Origin of the sequence: Pseudoalteromonas sp. GCY (assembly GCF_016695175.1) — a bacterium.
Classification (GTDB): domain Bacteria; phylum Pseudomonadota; class Gammaproteobacteria; order Enterobacterales; family Alteromonadaceae; genus Pseudoalteromonas.
The window spans coordinates 2,623,924-2,643,265 of record NZ_CP068023.1 but is presented as its reverse complement, the minus strand read 5'-3'; the positions used below and the strand labels follow the sequence as shown (position 1 = coordinate 2,643,265).

The window sequence follows — 19,342 nt, the reverse complement described above, 5'->3', positions numbered from 1 at the left end:
AGCCATACGGTAATTTAAGATGATTAAAAAAATAGTAATTATATTCTCGCTGCTGTTTGCATCTAGTCACGGCAGTGCCGATGAATTAAAGCCATTCACAAGCGATGGCTGTAGTGCATTTCCTGATGGTACTTTGGCGCAAAATGAACTGTGGTTGAGCTGTTGTACGGCGCACGACCTTGCCTACTGGAAAGGTGGTACCGCTATAGAGCGCGAAAATGCCGACATTGCCTTGCAAAAATGTGTTGCTGCGGTAGGTCAAGAAGAAGTGGCAACCTTGATGTTAGCGGGGGTGCGACTTGGTGGGTTGCCTTATTTACCTACGCCATTTCGTTGGGGGTACGGGTGGTCTTATCCTAGACGCTACGCCGAATTGACCGCTGAAGAGATAGAGCAAGTAAATAAGCACATGGCAAAACTAGCATTAGACAAAAAATAAATTGACGCAAAGTCAAATTCTGTATATTTTCTCCGCGATGTTTCAATGAGGGCCATACAGTCAACTCGTCAACCCAATATTAGGCAGATCCTCACACGCATTAAGTGCCTGTGATTTTAACCTTTTGTTCTGAATTTGGGAAACGGATAAGACTGCATCAACCGCTGTTTATAGCTGACGTTGCGTCCTTTTTCTGATACTCAAATTCCATTGATTTGGAAAATTCGCATGACTGAGCCGAGTGCAATTAGCATCATTCCCCCAGTCGTCGTATTGACGCTTGCAATTATCTTACGTCGTCCTATCTTGTCCCTTGTTTTAGGGGCGCTTGTAGGACTCGCATTGTTAGACCCTGCCACCGTATTGGCAAATTTTGCTGATGCTTCGCTAAAAGTGATGGGCGATGAAACCATCGGCTGGCTTATTCTGGTATGTGGTACGTTTGGTGCCTTGATAGCATTGTTGGTGCACACGGGTGGTGCCTTAGCATTTGGCCGCAATGCACTGAAAATGGCAAAAGGGCCAAAGTCGTCTTTGCTTATGACTTATTTTTTGGGTGTGATCATTTTTATTGATGACTATCTCAATGCGCTGACGGTCGGTGAGACGATGCGCCGCGTTACCGATAAGTTTAAGATTTCTAGGGAAATGCTTGCCTATGTAGTGGATTCAACCGCTGCGCCTATCTGTGTTTTAGTACCACTTTCGACTTGGGCAGTGTTCTTTGGCGGTTTGTTGGTTGATAACGGTGTCGCGGGAGAAGGACAGGGGATCAGCACGTATATTCAGGCGATCCCTTACATGCTGTATGCTTGGGTGGCCGTGATTATGGTACCACTGGTGATATTTGGTGTTGTGCCATTATTTGGCCCGATGAAAAAAGCAGAGCTTGCAGCTAAGCAAGGGCAACCAGCGCTTGAGCAGGTTGATTTGGAAGAAGTACATACGCCGGATAACTATGCTGCAAAAGCCATTGAGCAGGAGTTTGAACAAGCCGACACTCAAGGCAAACTGGTTAACTTTTTGGTGCCCATTGGTTTGCTGGTGGCGTTTACGGTGTATTTTGACATTGATGTATGGAAAGGCTTGTTAGCGACTTTGGCTGTGACTATCCCATTTTATATGGTGCAAAGATTGATGCCGCTTGCAGACATGCTTGAGCAAATGATCAATGGTTTTAAATGCATGCTACCCGCGATAGGAACGGTTATCGCCGCATTTATCTTTAAGGATGTGTGCGATCAGCTACTATTGCCACAATATGTGATAAATGCGCTGAGTCCTTATATGACAGCTGGTTTACTGCCTGCGATGGTGTTTTTATCTATGGCTATTTTGGCCTTTGCAACAGGCTCTAGCTGGGGGATCTTCGCCGTGACTATTCCTATTGTGATGCCATTGGCCGTTGCTGTAGATGCTAATATTCCTCTGGTGATAGGAGCGTTGTTGTCGGCATCATCATTTGGTAGTCAGGCGTGTTTCTACTCGGATTCTACGGTATTGGCAGCCCAAGGCTCAGATTGTAACTTAGTCAGTCACGCCATCACTCAGCTACCTTATGCGTTGATTGCGGCAGCGATTGCATTTGTTGGCTTCTTGATTATTGCATAATCGCCAGTAAGTTGAAGGGTTAGTCTTACTAACCCTAAAATGCTAACCGCTCAAAATTCTTCCCCTTTTACTTAATCTATTGCACAAGCCTTGCTAGGCTATATAACTCGACCCTCAAAGTGTAAGGATAGCTATGTTCACACCTCGCAAGTTAGCCGAAAATTATCGTGAACTGATAAGTAGTATCGGTTTTTACCCCTCTTTACTTGCTATTGCTTTTTTTGTTTTTGCGCTCATTACCACGGCACTTGAATATGCAGCTCCTATCAGCAACTTTAAAGAGCTTATTGCTATTGTACTGGTCGACAGTGAAGAGAATGCACGAACCATTTTAAGCACGCTCGTCGGTAGTATCATCTCATTGACGGTATTTAGTTTTTCAATGGTGATGATTGTGCTGAATAATGCCAGTGCTGGGTTGTCACCTAGAGTACTGCCGGGCCTTATCACCAGAAAGTCGCACCAGTTGGTATTGGGGTTTTATCTCGGCAGTATCATTTATGCCATCATTATGCTGATAAACATTCGTGGCGTGGGCAATGGTGAAACTGGGATCCCGGCGTTAGGGGTTTTATTTTCGCTGGTGTTTGGATTGATCTCTTTAGGCTTTTTTGTGTTTTTTATCCATTCAATCTCTCGCGCCATACAGGTCGATAATGTGTTAAATGACCTGTTTAACAACACCAAAAGTGAGATGAAGAATATTATCACCAAACAGCAAGAGCAGCCTTTTGGTAACTTTCCTGACTTCTCGAGTTGGCATAACCTACCCAGCACAGAAGAGGGGTATTTTAAGGGAGTACACAGTGACAAACTGTGTGCGTTGTGTGAGCAGCATGACTTAAAAATATATATTGCAGTTAAACAAGGGTTTTTTACCGTTAAAGGTTACCCGTTTCTTAAGTGTAATAAGGACCTTAGCGAAGATGAGGCGCTACATGATGCGTTACTTAGCTGTTTTATTTTTTATGTTGAAGAGTACATCAGCGACCATTATCGCTATGGCTTAACACAAATCTCGGAGATTGCAGTGAAGGCCATGAGCCCAGGGATTAATGACCCCGGTACTGCGGTAAAGGCGATTGATATGCTGAGTATTTTACTTATCCAGCGTTTGGATATTTGCGATGTGAACTACTCCTTTAAACACGCTAAAAATGAGCCTCTTTTATATATTCACGAAGCGTCTTTTGATGAATTACTGCATGATAATTTTACTCCGATAAGAAACTATGCGAAGACCGATGGCTATGTCATGGTCAATGTGTTGGAAGCGTTTAAAAATATACTGTTTCGCTCGAGTGCGGATCAACAAGCGACGGAAAGTTTATTTAATTACTTAGAAGCCATCATCGACGATGTGCGCAATACCATCACTAATCCGTTTGACCGTCAACGGATCATTGAAATGCTCGAGGCCATTGAGAAAATTAATGGCGACAAAGGAGAAGCGCTTATTACACAATTTACACGAGAATAAGCGCGAACTTTTTTAATTCAGCGCAAGCTTAGCGAGACCGGCGGCAATGGCAGAAAGAGAGAGTAGTCTCAGTAAAATGATGGCAATATCAGAGCTGCCGCCTGCAGACGTATTTCGATAAACTAAGGGATAGTCAAAAAATATAAGCAAGTAGAGTAAGTCAAAAAAACCGATCCGAGTGCCATTGAGTTCTACTTTTGTACCATCTTTTAATAAGATTTCAGCAAAGCATAAATTGGCTGTGGTTTTTACTCTTCCGCCTTTTCGGTCTTTCAATAGTAAGTAATGAAAGATGATTTCGGTAATGTCTTCTTTAGCAATTTTTTGCGTACCAGTTACCTTTGTTTTTATTGCTTTGGGCGAAATGGTTAATTGGTTTTTCGACACGTCCATCACCCATTGAGAGCCAAAGCCAAATTTTTTGTACAGCATCACTCTTTTAGTAAAAAAGATAATTAAAAATGCGATTAAACAAGCAGGAAAAGCAATATAGCGTGGGTAATCACCATCAATAAAGGACGCTGTGATAGCCAAGACGAAGACGAGTAATGCAAATAAAAACTCAGCGCTACCGGAAAGCATGCCCAGCGCAGCGATAGATTTGAGTGATACTTGAGAGTTATCGTTCAATTCATTTTTGTTTTTTAGAGTTACATATTTGAACCACACTTTATCCGTGAGTGATAAATCGAGAGTGTGTTTGGCTAATGACATAGGGCACTTCCTTGGTATTAATAAAAGCAATGATCCTGCTCCATTTATATCGCATTTCCATGAAACGTGGAAATTTTTCAACTGCTTGCGTTGTGTTTTGACCAATAGATTGGTACTTTTTTGCTTACCTATTGGTACAATTATGGGAACGTTTGGGAAGCGGAATATATGATCCAAAAATTAAACAATCGCGATGTGTCGATGGCGAGAGAAATTTTCAATGTATTTCAACGCTCATACAAAATAGAAGCTGAGTTAATTGGGGCGAGTTATTTTCCGCCTTTATCTCGAACGATAGAAGATATATGCGGTGCGACGAGTCACTTTTATGGATATTTTGAAAATCAAAATCTTGCCGCTGTCATTGAAATTGTCATTTTTGAGAAAACGCTAGAAATAGATAGCCTGACCGTTGATCCCAGTTATTTTCGCAAAGGGATTGCGGGTAAATTACTACATTTTGCTTTAACTGAGTTTGATGCTGCAAAAGTGATTGTTGAAACTGCAACGGCAAACGCGCCCGCTATTGCACTCTACCAAAAATACGGTTTTGTTGAATACAAACGCTGGTTGCCCGGACATGGCATTGAGAAAGTAGCACTGGCGGTGGATGTTTGTAGCCAGCACTCAAAATATTAGTAAGTTTGTTCTACCCAATAAATTTATCTATGCATGTCATAGTGTTGGCATATCAATGACGCCTAGATGACGCAATAATAAGGAAGATCTCCAGTTATAGTTTCACAACGATATAGAGGAGATCAAAAATGGAAATGCAAATAAATAAACAACTTATAAAATCGAAAAGAGTAGAGCGGGCGTGGAGTCAATCCGAATTGGCACAGGTTTCTGGGCTAAGCCTGCGAACCATACAACGTATCGAAAAGTCAGGGACGGCATCGCTCGAGTCGATAAAAGCACTTGCTGCGGTTTATGAAGTTAAGGTGATGGAAATTCAACTTAAGCCTGAGTCAAAAGGTACCAAATTAACACGCAAAGCTGCGGTATTTTTTGCAGGTACTGCTGTGATGGCTGCAAGTGTTTTTACCTTAACGGCGTCAGCTAAGCCCGTGATGGTTGACCTTATGCTAACCTCTCAGGGACAAACGCTGGCTGATGTTCAGGTTTTGAATGAAGAAGGCGCATTCAGCGAGATTGTATTTTCAGATAAGCTAAAAATTCGCCTCACCTCAAAAATTGAACAAGAAAACCAAGTGAAAATAGTGACCGAGATTTACAGCTTATCTTCTGAGGGTCAAGTTCTTATCGCTTCCCCTAGCGTTACGGTTCAACATCAAAAACAGGCTGAAGTACACTTTGATGATTATCAACTCTCGTTGTCACCAAATCTGTAATACAAAAAGAGCGATAATTCAACAGGCCCTAGTAGCACCGAACAATTTTTGTTACATGTTCAAGGTTGGGGTAATACAAAAAATTCAGTAAGTTAGAGCAAACTTATTACATTATTTTTTTGTTATCCCAAACAAGGACATTTATGAAAAGGGTAGTTTGCGCTTTGTCGTTACTCGGTCTCAGTTTACCTAGCATGGCTATTGTTACTCGCCACGATGTTCCAAACACACAATATCTTGTAGAGCAGGTGCCAGAGTTTTTGATTAATATGCCGGGCGAAGGCCATGGTGTTTTGATTAATCCGAATTGGATAGTGACGGTCGCACATCTTATTTTCTCTGACTATCGAGGAAAAGAAATTCAGATCCATGGTAAGCCCTTTATCATCGAAGAAGTCATAATCCACGAAAATGCGAGAAAGCCTGACAGTAAACTGTTTAAAGGCGACGCTAAACCACTAATGGAATTTAATAAATCGACCAGCGATATCGCATTAATCAAGCTAACTGAGAAAGTCACCCACATTGCTCCAATCGAACTGTATCGTGGAACTGAAGAGCTTGGAAGCACAGTGACAGCTTATGGTCGAGGGTCAACAGGTAATGGGAAAAATGGCTCTGTGTACGAGACCAAGCGAGAAAAAGTGTTGCGGAAAATGGAAAATCGGATTGATAACGTTGAGGGAAATTGGATTTCAATGACGCTTGATAACGGCGATAAAGCTTTACCGCTAGAGGGAATAGATGGCTCTGGCGATAGTGGCGGTCCTTTAATAATGACGGTGGACGGCAAGCCTAAACTTGCTGGGCTATTTAGTTGGGATTATGTTGAAGGCGATTTACAGCAGTTTAAGCACGGCTTTTATGGTGGGAAGTCCTATCAAGTAAGAATTTCTCGCTATGTAGAATGGATTGAGGAAGTGATGGCAAGAGGCCGATAGAATCAATCAGAGTGTTTAATAAGCCTCGAAACAAATAATTCATCGTTGTTTGCAACGATAAGCGCTGGTCCTTTTCAATTGCAATGATCACGGTTTATTGCAGTGCCAAAACCCATATTTAATCGAAGAGCTTGATTCAGCTAACTTCAATTTATTGAAGGTAGGGTTGAGTAAACTTGATGTCACTCAATTTTTGGTATGTTATATTGTATCTAAATTGGTGCAAGGTTTATTTTATGATCACAATAACGGATGGACCACTTCATCTTTACCAAGTGGAGCAAGGTGGTATTTTGGTTACAGGCATTTTGGCCGAGCTCGACGTTTCAGCGTTACCTGAGCAAGCAATTTTGCCTCACGAGTCGGTTTCGGTTTCCCATGCTATGGCGCTGAAAAAGCGTGTTCAGAGCGAGAAGTTGCTGTTACCCCCTTGTCTTTTGGTCGGAAAACTTAATTTGGACAAGGTGCGATGGCAAGCTGAATGTGTTGAAGCTGCGCAGTGGTACAGTGATTGCGGTGAGTGTACTCATCGCCTCTATGCTGTTGAAAATCGTCACGTGCTACAAGAATTCAGACAGCAGATCTCAATGCACCAGCAATGGCTAATTGCAGATGGACATCACAGGATGTTTGCTGCAAGCCAACGTCATGCGCCTCAATCTCGGATGATGGCATGGTTAGTCCCACAGCAAAATGCGGTGATAACGAGTTTCGTGGTGCAGGCATCTTACACACAAGCTGTAGATGTCACTAAATTCAAACAGCACCTTAGCGATTTTGATATCTGTGAATCCTCGGAGACTGAGGCCGATTATACTATTTGGTTGGGGAAAGCTGCTTTATGGTTTGTCCTACAACGCGCGACAAGCGATTCTTATCTTATTCAGACCCAGTTGCGTAGAGCACTACAGGCATTGCCAGCGTTTGAGGAGCTCTGGTCTAAAAATAAAGTTGAGCTGAGTGATGACGCTCATGTTGTAACTGCCATCTGTCGCGCCCCTCAAATTGAAGACATCTTTGCTGCTGCCAAAGCAGGCAAGTACTTTCCAGAAAAGTCGACCTTATTTACTCATAAGGCCGACAGCCAAGTACTTTACCATTTAAATCAGCAGGCAGCTTGTGCTTAAAAGCCCTCGCAGAGGGCGATACTTACAACTGTTTAAATGCTTCAAGTACTCTAAGGTTTTGCTCTGGAAGTCCTATGCTTACCCTGACAAAATGATCAAAACCTGATTCTAGCCAGGGTTTTATCATTATTCCTTGTTGCAGCAGCAAAGATGCGACATGCGCAGACGGCTGCTTGACATCAATAAATAAAAAGTTGGCTAGACTTGGCGCGACAAAATAACCCAGCTCAGTGATTGCGGCGCTGAGTTTTTCTCTTTCGCTATTCGTTTGCGTGACCGTGCTTGCCAAATATGAGGGATCTTGTAGTACCGCGAACGCTGCAAGTTGCGCTAGTCGATTGACATTGTAAGGTGTACGTACGCGGTGCAGATAATCCGCCAATTGTGCATTTGCCATTACGCCGTAACCCACTCTAAGCCCTGCAAGGCCATAAGCTTTGGAAAAAGTCCGTAATACCGCGTAGGGACGAGGCTGTGCTTGAAGTAGCGTTAAGCTATCGACAAACTGTTTATGGCCTTGTGCATATTCGCAGTATGCTTCATCAATGACGATAACCGTATTAAGTGGACAGGCATCAATTAGGCGCTGCAAACTATTGGCATCAAACGTACAACCTACAGGGTTGGACGGGTTGGCAAGCATAAGCATTTTTAAGTCTGGATGGCATGCGATAGCATCGAGCCAATCATCAATTCGATAGGATAAATCGCTTTGCATCGGCACCTCCAGTACCTTCGCCCCCATCATATTGGCGTAAATCCCATGAAGCGCAAAGGTAGGCTTGGCCACTAACACTTTATCGCCTTGATTGAGAAACGCTTTGCAGAGCATCGAGAGTACATCCTCAGAGCCATTTCCGAGCACAATTTGTTCTCTGGCAACGTTAAGTTCAGCAGACAGCCGTTCGCTTAGTTCTGTGCATTGGCTGTCTGGATAGCAGCTAGCGGTATGCAGTTGTGCTTTAAAAGCATTAAGCGCTGCAGGACTTGGCCCTAAAGGGTTTTCATTCACCGAGAGGTTTATCATATTGGGGTGGAGATTGCGCGCTGTTGCTTGCTCAATGGTTTGTCCTGCACCATAGGGCGGCAGTGCAATGACTTCTTCGCGGGCTGGGTTTGGCATTGTCATGCGTTTTGCTCCTTGAGTGATGTGGGCTCAAGCAAACGGTTAGCCCTATGATTAAAAAGCCAAATCTCTGATAGCGCTGTGGCCGCAAGCCCTAACATTAAGGCGTACCAAACGCCCAAAATCCCTAAAGAGAAAAACTCTTGAAATAACCACGCACCGGGAAGACCAATACACCAATAACCAATTAAAGACAGCATTAGGGTGCTTTTGACATCGCCAAGTCCACGCAGGATACCGAGCCCGATATTTTGCCACGCGTCAAAAAATTGCAAAAAGGCGGCAATAACGAGTAACTCTATGGCGATAACAACGACGTCGGAGTTTTGTAATTCTTCTGCACTTAAAAATGGCAGCAGCACAAATTTGGGCGCGAATAAATAGATTAAGGCGAAAACAGACATGACCGCTGCACCGCAAACAATGCCCAAATTGCCGATGCGTTTTGCATGATGAAAGTCTCCCGCAGCGTTGGCTTCGCTGATGTAAATAGAACAAGCAGATGAAATGCCAGCAGATACCATAAATACGATGTACACCATTTGGCTTACCACGTTGTGGGCGGCTAACGCATTAACGCCGAGCGTTGCCACAAATAACGCAAGCACGGTGAAAAACCCAGCTTCAAGTCCGTAAGTTGCGCCAATTGGCACGCCCATTTTCCATGTTTTGCTAAGGGCTTCGCGGTTGGTTTGCCAAAACTTCAAAGTGAGGTAGGGGCTGAGTACGTCATCGCGTTTGGCAAATAGTACAAACAGTAAAAACGATAAATACAGCACGATGCACGTGGCGGCTGCAACCCCCACAAAGCCGAGTTGTGGTAGACCAAGCTTACCAAAAATCAGACCATAATTGAGCGCAATCGTGAGGACAACAGATACACCCGTTATCAACATCAATGGCCCAGGTCTTTTCAATCCAACACTAAAATGCCGTACGCTTTGAAACCAGAAACAGGGTAATAAGCCCAAGGCGACAACGGTTAAATATTGGGTCGTCAAATTGGCAATCGACTCAGATGTACCGATAAATCTTAAAAATGGCTCTATGGCAAACATCGCGGCGGCGAATGCTAGACCTAAAAATGTCCCGATAAGCATGCTGGCGTTAAAAAGGGGAGTGATCTGATCTAGTTTAGCCTTGCCGATTGCATCAGATACCAAATTACCCGTTGCCGTGACTACGCCGGTTCCCATGGTTCTAAATTGATTAAAAATACCAATGGCGAGGCCGCCAGCAGCCAGTTCTAACGGGCTCAACATGCCGAGCATGATGAGATCAATCGTTGCAATTGCCACGTAGAGCAGGTTAGTCAGAATAAGCGGCCCTGCGAGCTGGCTTACTTTAAAAATATCGGCGCGCGCTGAAGCTACCATAGCGTTACTTCCTCCACGTTTTCTTGTGTGATGGCAAAGTCAGCAACGGCTCGTCCGAGCGCCACGTCAGTAATGATCATGCCGCTGTTATAGACAAAGATAATTTCATCGGGGTGGGTTCGTGCCAGCTTCTCACCATTTAGTATTTCAGTTAATGTCGCATCAACGGCGGGTAGCTTGCCGTCCTCGTCTAATAAATCGTCTCCGGTGACCTTCATTTGTTCTGCATCCGTTGTGAGCAATCTATCAGCTCGGTGTAGCACCGATTTTTCGATTCCGTAGCCAACTAAAATCACCACAGCACCGGGCTTTAACCATTCATATTTAATGTTCTCTTTGGCGGATAACCCAGTAACGGCAAGGATCACATCGGCTTGCCTCACTGAAGCTTCTAAGTCTTGTGACACCGCAACTTGTCGCTGTGTATGGTGATGGTTTAGTTTTTGCTGAACCGCTTCTAAACCTGCTTGATAGCTGCCATGGACGGTTAAGTGTGTGAGTTGTGGTAATGCCGTGACGAGCATTGGTAAAGCGATTTGCCCTTGAACACCAGTGCCTACAACCAGCGCATTTTTGGCATCTGAATGAACAGCATACTTTGCAAATAGCGCGGAGGTGGCTGACGTGCGCATGGGACCCAACTCTTTTACATCCATCAAGGCCACAGGGTGTCCTGTGGTATCATCGCAAAGGAAGATAAAAGAATAGAACTGATATTGGTTACGGCTTCTGTCTGGGTCGTATTCGTAGACTACCTTAAACCCTACGGTGTTACTTGCAGCATCTCGGCCAGCCATACTATAGGCAATGGAGCGGCCATCTTGTGGTGTCATAATCACTTTGAGTGGGTTGGCGGAGTCGGGGTGATGCAGTGAGCGAAAGGCATTTTCCACCACCTCAATGACTTTACTATAGGGAAAATTAAGTTGCGCCAGCCGGGCTTCATTTAGTATCGGCAGAACAGTTTGTTGGGTCATAGTTAGGCTCTCGCGGCAGGTTTATATTGCGTTAATAGGTCATCGAGCTCCTGCTCAATGTTAATGTCGATAAGGTCGTGTTTTGCCATCCAATTATCATTGAATACCGTATCGAGATATTTTTCGCCACCGTCACAAACGAGTACCACAAATAAGCTATCTGCGGGGGCGGTTTTTAACGCCTGTAGTGCTTCGTATATAACCCCTCCAGCCGAACCACCGACCATCAAGGCGTAATGCTTGGCAAGGTATCTGGCGGTATTAAAAGCTTGTTTGTCAGATACCTTCACGCCTTTGTCGATGAGTTCATACTCAATAACGGGACCTATCTCAGCCCCTTCTGGTGTACCCGTTCCAGATTGATGATAATTCAGTCCCGGTCCGCCAAAAATCACTGAGCCCACAGGCTCAACCCCAATCGTTGTGAGTTGATGACAACCTAAATCCCGCAGAGCTCTCGTGGTGCCGCATAGCGACCCACCTGTACCAACCGCACCGACAAGGTGGGTAATGTGTTCACCAAGTTCATAAAAGACCTCTTGCGCAAGTCCTGTATAACCGCGGCTATTGGCAAAATTATTGTGCTGGGCGGTCCAAAATGCGCCTTGCTCTTTTGCCAGCTTTGCGGCCATCGCATCACGAATATCAGTCGATAAGCTGTCGTCTCCGGCTTCGCTAACACAGATCACTTCCGCGCCAAAGGCTTTCATATTGCTGATTTTCTCTTTTGCCGCATGGTTATCTACAAGAGCGGTAAAGCGATAGCCACGCTCCGCCGCTAGCAGCGCAAGACCAACGCCGGTATTGCCGGAGGTTGACTCAACGACCCAGCCCCCCGGCTTCAGTTGGCCGCTGGCTTCTGCTTCATCTAACATAGACTTCGCCATTCGGATCTTAGCGCTGCCAGTGGGGTTAAACTGCTCAAGCTTAAGATACAGTTTGCTACCGTTTGGTAGGCTTAAAAACTGCATTAGCGGGGTATTACCAATGCTTTGCGATACCCTCAAATAGGGGGTTAGGTGTAATGTCGAGGCGAGCGAATGCTGCGCATTTATGTTCATAAATAGGCTCCTTTACGTTGTATTGTTGGGTGTGTTTTAGCTAAGTAGTTGCCAAGAAAGTTTGTTGTTCTCCCACGTTACGGCGATTTTTCGTGGTAATGGCATAGAGTGAAATTCGGATTCATTCGAATCCATTTGATATCCTGCTGTGTTGAGATACACCATTAGGTCATCGCGCTGCGGTAGCTGCGACAAGGGGATAAACCGCCAGCTTAGCATGTCGCTGTCTAGGCACGTTGCGCCGCCAAAGGCCACGCGATACGCTCCTTGCTTGCGGTTTGAATGTGCCGTGAGTAACATCGGGCTCGGCAAGTACTCGCTTTCAAACCACTGTTCTGACAGCGATAAGCTTGAGCCCGAAAGTGTAGCGATATGACAGTCTGATGTGCCTAGGTGCGGCTTTGTCCCTTGCACTTTAAACAAGCTAATGCCAGCCTCATCGAGTAGTGCGCGCCCAGGTTCAAGCATCAGTGTAAGACTCTTTTGGCGTAATGCCGCTAATGCGGTTTGTCCATGCGCATTCTTCACTGCCAAAATAGCGTGTAAGGCGTCCACAGGGCTTTGCTCATTATGGTAGGGATAAAACCCTGCAAAGGTTTTACCTGCAAAAAAGCATTCAAAGTCCAAGGCTTGTTGCCACTGCTCATTTTGTAGGTAGGAGACGGGCAAGCCACCGCCAATATTCACTTTTGATGGCGACAGTCCTATTTGCCTAGCCTCGTCTATCGCACCGATTAAAGTATGGATGCTCTCGCCACGTGCTTGTGGGCAGTATCCGCTTAAGTGGCAGCTAAATCCTTCTAAGCTTACCCACTTGTTGTATTCTCGGCACTGGGCTAATAGCGACGTAAGCTGGCACAGTGAACTGCCAAAGCGTGAGGTTTTAGTTGGTTGTGTTTGTAGACGCAGTAGCACCCGCGCAGGGTGCTTTCGCTGGCGGGCCAGTGTAATGACAGAGTTTAACTCAGCACTTGAGTCAATGGCGATAAGCGCTTGATGTACAAGCGCTAAGCTAAGTAGTGCATCTGATTTATGCGGACCAGATACACCAATTTTTACACCTTGAATACCACCGTTTAGGGCAAGTTCAAACTCTTGCACACTAGCCACGTCTATCCCTATATCGTGATTAGAAGCGACTTGAGTAAAACATTGGGCTTTGTTGGCTTTTTTGGCAAAATAAATCTCATGCTCAAGCCCGAGCGTTATAAAGTTGGCTTGCAGGGTTTCGATATTTTCCGCAAAACGCTGAGGAAACACTAAATGTAGCGGTGCTCCCAATGCCGTTGCCCATTCAAATAACTTGGTTTGGTGCTCCGCGAGCAGGCTCTGCGTTTGCGGATGCAATTTTGCAGTTAAGGCGTCACTCATACGACTAACACCTCTTTGTTATTTGCACTGTCTAACTTGTTGACGCGGCGTTTTGCTATAAGGAGCAGGCCAACGGCTAGTAGCAGCAACCAGATTAATGGCGTGTAGTTGTTCACAGGTGTGGCAAAGTCATTGCTAAATTGAGGAATATCCGCAAGCTCCGTGAGCGTTGGCTTTGCGCTACAACCCTCACAAGGTGCAAAATCGCCTCTTTGATTGGCTTTGGCAATTTCGCTGGCAAAGAAACCTTGTAGTGCTTGATGATGAGCTTCAACTTCTTCCATAAAGGCGTGATGACGTGCTAGACCATTGCCCGCTAAATCAACCAACAGTGTTTGTACGATGAGTGCAGGGGAGAGATATTGTAGCTTTTGCGCGTTATGTTGCTGTGCTTGTTGCGCCGTTAAAAATCGTACATCTTGGGCTGCCATTGCGCGTTCAACAGAATTAATCGTAGCAATTTTTTTGGTGGCGTAATCGCTGGCACCACTGCCATTTTTTGCAAGCTCTGGATGATCTTGAAAATACTGAGCTAAGGTCTTTTCACTTGCTTTTTGGGCATCGTCGCTGGCGGCACGCAGGCTATCTATATAGTGAATTCGTGAAGGCGTTGGCTCGAGTAAAGCGATGCTGGTATTGACCAGAGCTGGAACCACAATTACCAAGGCAAGCCAACAGGTGACCAAGGTAGCTGCGTTATTTGCCGCACTTTTAGCTCTGCTATTTACCCAAGCGGTTAAGGCAATCCAAAACCCAGAATAACATAGTGCGATAAGATTATAACTCAGCAGTTCAATCACCCCTAGCTGCTCTCGTATTGTTATTAAAAGCAGGCTACTAATACTTAAAAATGGCAGCACAATTAACGCACTTCGCAGCAATAATTGATAGGTCAGAAGGCGGGTTGCACTGCCTCCTTGAAGGATCAGTAGTCTTAGCTGTCCACCTTGGCGTTCGCTCGCTAACGCATTAAAGCAAATGCCAATAATGAGCAATGGCAGTAAGTAGACAATCACAAAACTTAAATCGAACTGGCCTAACAACAGAGAAAGCGGGTGAACATAGTCATATTGATGAACGATGTGCTGTTTCTCTTTGATTAGCATCTTAAAATAGTAAGGTAATACGTCGGCTTGCCCTGTTGCGATTGGCGACGTTGCAAGCGGGGCTTTGGTGGCGTAATTTTGCATCAAGTAAAAAGCCTGCCCGCGCAGGTCGTATGGGTCTTCCCACCACTTATAGTCTGCTGTACTGGCGAGCCTTTCGGGTAATCCAGCTTTGGCATCTTGGATGGCCTGTTGCTGCATTTGCTGCGCGGCAAGCACCACATCATGCTGTTTTTTAGCAAAGTAATGGGCGTTAAAAAATGCCACTAGTGCAAGCACGCTGGTGGTCAAGAACAGCGCGAGTACGAGCTTTTCTCGCCAGAGATTTTTAAACTCAGTAGCTAACATTAAGCGTTTCATCTTTGCTCCTCCAAGCGCAGCTTTTTAATCGCGAAGAAACTCAATAACACCAGAGCGATTAGCCAAAAGCTCAGGCTAAACAGGCTGATAACGTAGTGAGGCAGGTAACGAATAAAATTAGGATATTGGAATGCGAACTTTGGGATCTGTTGCCATAATTCCTCGCCTGCCGTGTAATGGCCGCCCGCCTTGTGACCGTGATCTCTTTGATTAAAGTTAAGCACTTCTTGCATCAGGCGACGGTGCTGCTCTGCCGCATTCTCAAATGCTTGTTGGTGAGCAAAGTCGCTGGCGGCGGTGGCCATCGACAGCGTTTGTATTGCGATGAACGGCGTTAACATCCCTGCAAGTTGATAGCTTTGTGATTGCGCTTCTAGTTGAGCTAAACGCGCTGAAAATAAGCGGTCAAAAATTTTGTCAGCGTATTGTTCACCAAATTGGAGTTGTGCTCCGGCATAGTCAAAGGGCAAGTCTTCCACATTGCTAACACCATATTGAGTCAATGTTTGCTGCTTGAACTTTGCGATTGCTTCAACTCGTGCTTCGGTATAAACCTCACTTTCAAGTTTTGCTTGAAATGCTTGACCTGAACCTTGTGGATAAATAGTAGTTGCGATATTCATCGCCAGCTTTGGTAGTAAAAGCGTTGTAAAGGCCCAAATGGTTAGTAGCGTTATCAATGCGCGCCTAGCCGTTGGGAGTAAACTTGAAAGCGTGGTGGTGAGTAACGACCAAAGTAATAGGTAAACTAAATAAAATAGTAAAAATAACCCACTTCTGAGTGTATGAGGCTCCGTGCTTGTTACTTGGCTATAAAGTAAAAAAAGCGCGATAGGCAATAAAAACAAGCAAGAAATAGCAAAAAGCAGCGCACATTTGGCGATAAACAGCTTTGTTGGGCTTGCGCCCGATGCGAGTAGTTGTTTTAAGGTGCCTTGCTCACGTTCTCGGGCAAGTAGTGGGTAGCCAATTAATATAATCAATAGCGGCAGCAAGACTTGCAGCACAAAGGCGGGTGATAAGCTACCAAAACGTGACATCGGCAAGTTATCTTGCGCACTTCGAAACATGCTATCGTTACGAATATGAGCTTCAAGCCTCAACACATTCCCTTGATATGCTTGTAATCCCGCGTCGAGTGCGGCCAGTGGGGTAGTGGGTTTGACAACATAAATACCGTAGTGGGCGGCGGAATGGGGACCTTTTTCACCTTGATTTAGCCAGCGTAATTGCTCTGACTGGGACACTTCAGTAACGGCTTGCTGATAGCTTTGGTGGCTTTTAAAACCAGTCAAGCAGGCAAGCAAGAGCAGCAATACTGCAATGCCTCCAAGCCAAAGCGCTTGTCCCTGCCGCTTGGTATCGAGCCATTCCTTTTTTAATGTCGTTTGAAACATCAGACACCCACCTTGATATGTTTGAGGTAAACGGATTCAAGTTGGACTTCTTGCAGTTGTTCATAGACTAAGGTATCGACTAATTGCCCTTGATTGATAATTGCCACGCGATGGGCATCTTCTTGAGCACGGTATAAGTCGTGGGTCGCCATTAAAATCGCGACGCCTTGCTTTGCCAATGACTGAATGAGCTGGCTAAATTCATGGCTGGCTGAAGGATCAAGACCTGATGTGGGCTCATCTAAGATCAATGCCTTGGCTTGCTTTGCAAGGGCAATGGCTATGCCCACTTTTTGTCGCATCCCTTTTGAATAGGTTGCAACGGGTTTGTCTACAGCGTGACTTGGCAGTTTTACTTCACTGAGCAGTGTGCGAAAGGCCTCGCCGGTCTTTTCTATGCTGGCCATTTTGCTGAAATACGCGAGATTCTCAAGTCCGCTAAGTCGCGGATAGAGCGCGACTTGTTCAGGAATATAAGCCAGTTGCTGCCTTGCCGTTACTACGTCATGCTGTGGATTAATTCCAGCGATGGTGATTTCCCCGACATCCGGTTGTAAAAAGCCCAGTAAGCAATTAATCGTGGTGGTTTTACCTGCACCATTTGGGCCTAGCAGCGCTAGAATTTCACCTTGATGTACGCTCAAGTTTAATCTCTGTAACGCTTGGTATTCACCAAAGCGCTTTTGCAGGTTATTGATTTGAATAACAGGTGTAGTCATGAATTATCCTTAAAAGCTCACGCTTAATGAGGCGATAAAGGTGCGGCCACGACCGGGAGCGACTCCCCAATCTATGCCTTTGGCACCGCCAGATAGCCAATATTCTTTGTCGAACAGGTTTTCGGCCTTGAGCCGCAGCGTGGTGTTAATGTCAGTAAAGTGGTATTTCGCGCCTAAATCGAAGCGCGTGTAGGCTGGTAATTTTAGGGTGTTATTGACGTTTTGTTCGCGCTCACCAACATGGAAAATACCTGCATTGATGCTTAACGCCTCCCAAAATGGCAGCTGATAGTCGACATAGAGATTTGCTTGAAATTCTGGCACATTGGCCGGGGTGTTGCCATTAAGCGCGGGCTCGCCGTCAAGCTTATCTAAGCTGGGGTCCATCAAGGTGATGGATGCTACGGTGGCAAGACCGTGAGCCAATGAACCACTGGCATTGAGCTCAATACCTTTATGTGACTGGACACCGTCTTGCACGAAATAGTTAGTAATGTGATTGTGGTACTCCAACATTTTTTCTATTTCGAAAACGGCTATCGAATAGTTCATGGTGTCCGTTTGGTATTTTATACCAGCTTCAATTTGTTCGCTTTCTTGAGGGCCGAGTGATTCTCCTTCATTTATTGCACCGCTGCCGATGACTGCAACGCCGCCTTCCCCCGCGCCTTCTGAGTAACTGGCGTAAAACGCGAGTTGCTCGCTTGGGTTGTAGTTAAGACCTATGATGGGAGTATTAAAAGTTCGGTCGTCTAGCGTGGTTTTAGTTTGGCCAGGTAGAGTTTGCTCTTTTTTATATTGGATATGACGCAGCCCCAAGGTGGCATAAAACACATCGTTAAAGTGCAAGGTATCTGTGATAAACAACGCGCTTTCAGAGGCTTCAGTTTTGGTTGCTTCTGGATAATCAGGGAACTGCGGTTTACTGCTATGAATTGGATTGAAAATATTGCCAACGGGGTTGGTTAACTCAAACCAACGCCCATCCTTAGACTCATAATCACGAATACTAACGCCGACGACTAGCTCATGTTCAATTGCAGCGGTAGTAAGCTGACCGCTGATAAAACTATGTGCGGAGAGCGTGTCATACGTTTCGTCTGGGGTAATGTGGATAGCTGCAGACAGCACATTACCTTGTGTATCAACCGAGTAGATATCAGGAAAAACGGTAAACCTATCATTACCAGAAAGCGCAGCTTGGTTTACCCATTGCCACGTGTCGTTCAACCAAAAATCAGCACGTGCGGCAAGGTTATATGACTCGGTTTGATACTTTGCCCAAGGTTGTCCGAGCAATACATCACTGGTGTCGACGTAGGGAGGTAATATTTTACGGTCAGGATCATTAGGGTCGCTGGCAAGTCCTATCAAAGGCTGTGATACGGTGCTTTTGTCTTGGTAATCGCCGTCTAATCGGATAAATAGGCGGTCTGAGACTTGCCAATCCAGTGCTGCACTAAAGAAATAGCGCTCTTGATCATCACCACCGGTAAAGTCACCGTTTTTCTCTGCTGCTGCATTAATACGATAGCCGAGCGTTTGCTCGTCGGAAATTGGCCCACCGAGATCGATGTGTAAATACTTTCCTCCACGGCTACGTACTTCTGTTGTGACATCCAAAAAGGCGTCCATGGTTGGGCGCTTTGTCACATAGTTGATTGTACCGCCAGGGTTGTTAAAGCCTGATACGAGACTTGACGGGCCTTTAACGATATCAATGCGTTGAATATTCTCTAGCGGTACATCTTGATAGGGGGCAAGCGCTAAACCGTCGCGTCTTAGACCGTTGGTCCAATCTAGTTGAAAACCACGTAGACTAACAAAATCGAACACTGTACCAATTGAGGTATTTTGAACAGAAGCATCGTTGGCAAGCACTTCGCCTAGCGTTTTTACTCTTTGATTGCTGATCAGTTCTTCAGAAAATGATTGAATGGAAATAGGAAGAAGCTGCGGATCTTTCATCCCCAATGCCGAAGCGTTCACGTCTCTTGTGCTGTAAAGAGGCGCGCGAGTGCCATGTACATCAATTGTTTCAATGGATTGTTCGGCAACACTAAGTGAAGAATATAAGCTACTAAGCACGCTAACTGTCAGGAGTGACCTTGTCATTTTGTTATTCCAACTGCAAAAACGAATGTGAAAAGAACCATCATTTATTCGATACAAATGATTATTT

Annotated in this window: 17 protein-coding genes; 7 read left to right on the top strand and 10 right to left on the bottom strand. The window is 45.2% G+C overall.

The genetic code is table 11. From position 1 onward, the window contains the following. The first annotated feature begins 19 nt into the window (after positions 1–19). From JJQ94_RS17100 to JJQ94_RS17090, 3 genes are all read left to right on the top strand, one after another. Positions 20–439, top strand: coding sequence for a hypothetical protein (locus tag JJQ94_RS17100; RefSeq protein WP_010605173.1), 420 nt, complete (start codon positions 20–22; stop codon positions 437–439). A gap of 228 nt (positions 440–667) precedes the next feature. After that, entirely contained in the window at positions 668–2,050 is a 1,383-nt protein-coding gene (locus JJQ94_RS17095) for a Na+/H+ antiporter NhaC family protein (RefSeq protein ID WP_099028898.1), read from the top strand. A gap of 133 nt (positions 2,051–2,183) precedes the next feature. Continuing rightward, positions 2,184–3,530, top strand: coding sequence for a DUF2254 domain-containing protein (locus JJQ94_RS17090; RefSeq protein ID WP_099028897.1), 1,347 nt, complete (start codon positions 2,184–2,186; stop codon positions 3,528–3,530). 12 nt (positions 3,531–3,542) lie between these two features. Here the strand turns inward: JJQ94_RS17090 and JJQ94_RS17085 are convergent, their stop codons facing one another. Continuing rightward, positions 3,543–4,349, bottom strand: a complete 807-nt coding sequence (locus JJQ94_RS17085; RefSeq protein ID WP_236596503.1) for a hypothetical protein — start codon at positions 4,347–4,349, stop codon at positions 3,543–3,545. Positions 4,350–4,412: 63 nt separating this feature from the next. Between JJQ94_RS17085 and JJQ94_RS17080 the strand changes: the two genes are divergently transcribed. The 4 genes from JJQ94_RS17080 (at position 4,413) to JJQ94_RS17065 (ending at position 7,667) form a co-directional block, all read left to right on the top strand. Further along, positions 4,413–4,883, top strand: coding sequence for a GNAT family N-acetyltransferase (locus tag JJQ94_RS17080; RefSeq protein ID WP_099028895.1), 471 nt, complete (start codon positions 4,413–4,415; stop codon positions 4,881–4,883). Between the two features lie 128 nt (positions 4,884–5,011). Next, positions 5,012–5,599: a helix-turn-helix transcriptional regulator gene (locus JJQ94_RS17075; protein WP_099028894.1), complete on the top strand. Its 588-nt coding sequence runs from the start codon at positions 5,012–5,014 to the stop codon at positions 5,597–5,599. Between the two features lie 143 nt (positions 5,600–5,742). Beyond that, positions 5,743–6,540: a trypsin-like serine protease gene (locus JJQ94_RS17070; protein WP_099028893.1), complete on the top strand. Its 798-nt coding sequence runs from the start codon at positions 5,743–5,745 to the stop codon at positions 6,538–6,540. Positions 6,541–6,776: 236 nt separating this feature from the next. Continuing rightward, positions 6,777–7,667, top strand: coding sequence for a DUF1015 family protein (locus JJQ94_RS17065; protein WP_099028892.1), 891 nt, complete (start codon positions 6,777–6,779; stop codon positions 7,665–7,667). Positions 7,668–7,689: 22 nt separating this feature from the next. On the opposite strand, the gene hisC is transcribed toward JJQ94_RS17065, so the two are convergent. The 9 genes from hisC to JJQ94_RS17020 are packed head-to-tail and all read right to left on the bottom strand — an operon-like array spanning position 7,690 to position 19,275. Beyond that, positions 7,690–8,796 (bottom strand): histidinol-phosphate transaminase, encoded by a 1,107-nt coding sequence (gene hisC / locus JJQ94_RS17060; protein ID WP_099028891.1) that lies wholly within the window; start codon positions 8,794–8,796, stop codon positions 7,690–7,692. Further along, positions 8,793–10,169, bottom strand: a complete 1,377-nt coding sequence (locus JJQ94_RS17055; RefSeq protein ID WP_099028890.1) for an MATE family efflux transporter — start codon at positions 10,167–10,169, stop codon at positions 8,793–8,795. Before JJQ94_RS17055 ends, hisC begins: the two co-directional genes overlap by 4 nt. Next, on the bottom strand, positions 10,163–11,146 hold the full coding sequence (locus JJQ94_RS17050) for an ornithine cyclodeaminase (protein WP_099028889.1): 984 nt from the start codon (positions 11,144–11,146) through the stop codon (positions 10,163–10,165). Before JJQ94_RS17050 ends, JJQ94_RS17055 begins: the two co-directional genes overlap by 7 nt. Positions 11,147–11,148: 2 nt before the next feature. Further along, entirely contained in the window at positions 11,149–12,207 is a 1,059-nt protein-coding gene (locus JJQ94_RS17045) for a cysteine synthase family protein (protein WP_099028888.1), read from the bottom strand. 36 nt (positions 12,208–12,243) lie between these two features. Next, positions 12,244–13,578, bottom strand: a complete 1,335-nt coding sequence (locus JJQ94_RS17040) for an alanine racemase (RefSeq protein WP_099028887.1) — start codon at positions 13,576–13,578, stop codon at positions 12,244–12,246. Beyond that, the gene (locus tag JJQ94_RS17035; RefSeq protein WP_099028886.1) at positions 13,575–15,044 is read right to left on the bottom strand and encodes a DUF3526 domain-containing protein; all 1,470 of its coding nucleotides are present in this window, start codon (positions 15,042–15,044) and stop codon (positions 13,575–13,577) included. Before JJQ94_RS17035 ends, JJQ94_RS17040 begins: the two co-directional genes overlap by 4 nt. Next, the gene (locus JJQ94_RS17030; RefSeq protein WP_099028885.1) at positions 15,041–16,441 is read right to left on the bottom strand and encodes a DUF3526 domain-containing protein; all 1,401 of its coding nucleotides are present in this window, start codon (positions 16,439–16,441) and stop codon (positions 15,041–15,043) included. The genes JJQ94_RS17035 and JJQ94_RS17030 overlap by 4 nt, the downstream gene beginning before the upstream one ends. Next, positions 16,441–17,160: an ABC transporter ATP-binding protein gene (locus JJQ94_RS17025; protein WP_099028884.1), complete on the bottom strand. Its 720-nt coding sequence runs from the start codon at positions 17,158–17,160 to the stop codon at positions 16,441–16,443. Before JJQ94_RS17025 ends, JJQ94_RS17030 begins: the two co-directional genes overlap by 1 nt. A 9-nt stretch (positions 17,161–17,169) precedes the next feature. Continuing rightward, positions 17,170–19,275: a TonB-dependent siderophore receptor gene (locus JJQ94_RS17020; protein WP_099028883.1), complete on the bottom strand. Its 2,106-nt coding sequence runs from the start codon at positions 19,273–19,275 to the stop codon at positions 17,170–17,172. Between the last annotated feature and the right edge of the window lie 67 nt (positions 19,276–19,342).

Bases quoted from the DNA above. Each gene is read 5' to 3' on its own strand.
- JJQ94_RS17040 (WP_099028887.1), bottom strand. From the start codon at position 13,578: ATGAGTGACGCCTTAACTGCAAAATTGCATCCGCAAACGCAGAGCCTG.
- JJQ94_RS17050 (WP_099028889.1), bottom strand. From the start codon at position 11,146: ATGACCCAACAAACTGTTCTGCCGATACTAAATGAAGCCCGGCTGGCG.
- JJQ94_RS17100 (WP_010605173.1), top strand. From the start codon at position 20: ATGATTAAAAAAATAGTAATTATATTCTCGCTGCTGTTTGCATCTAGT.
- JJQ94_RS17075 (WP_099028894.1), top strand. From the start codon at position 5,012: ATGGAAATGCAAATAAATAAACAACTTATAAAATCGAAAAGAGTAGAG.
- JJQ94_RS17045 (WP_099028888.1), bottom strand. From the start codon at position 12,207: ATGAACATAAATGCGCAGCATTCGCTCGCCTCGACATTACACCTAACC.
- JJQ94_RS17030 (WP_099028885.1), bottom strand. From the start codon at position 16,441: ATGTTTCAAACGACATTAAAAAAGGAATGGCTCGATACCAAGCGGCAG.
- hisC (WP_099028891.1), bottom strand. From the start codon at position 8,796: ATGACAATGCCAAACCCAGCCCGCGAAGAAGTCATTGCACTGCCGCCC.
- JJQ94_RS17065 (WP_099028892.1), top strand. From the start codon at position 6,777: ATGATCACAATAACGGATGGACCACTTCATCTTTACCAAGTGGAGCAA.
- JJQ94_RS17020 (WP_099028883.1), bottom strand. From the start codon at position 19,275: ATGACAAGGTCACTCCTGACAGTTAGCGTGCTTAGTAGCTTATATTCT.
- JJQ94_RS17095 (WP_099028898.1), top strand. From the start codon at position 668: ATGACTGAGCCGAGTGCAATTAGCATCATTCCCCCAGTCGTCGTATTG.
- JJQ94_RS17025 (WP_099028884.1), bottom strand. From the start codon at position 17,160: ATGACTACACCTGTTATTCAAATCAATAACCTGCAAAAGCGCTTTGGT.
- JJQ94_RS17090 (WP_099028897.1), top strand. From the start codon at position 2,184: ATGTTCACACCTCGCAAGTTAGCCGAAAATTATCGTGAACTGATAAGT.
- JJQ94_RS17080 (WP_099028895.1), top strand. From the start codon at position 4,413: ATGATCCAAAAATTAAACAATCGCGATGTGTCGATGGCGAGAGAAATT.
- JJQ94_RS17055 (WP_099028890.1), bottom strand. From the start codon at position 10,169: ATGGTAGCTTCAGCGCGCGCCGATATTTTTAAAGTAAGCCAGCTCGCA.
- JJQ94_RS17035 (WP_099028886.1), bottom strand. From the start codon at position 15,044: ATGAAACGCTTAATGTTAGCTACTGAGTTTAAAAATCTCTGGCGAGAA.
- JJQ94_RS17070 (WP_099028893.1), top strand. From the start codon at position 5,743: ATGAAAAGGGTAGTTTGCGCTTTGTCGTTACTCGGTCTCAGTTTACCT.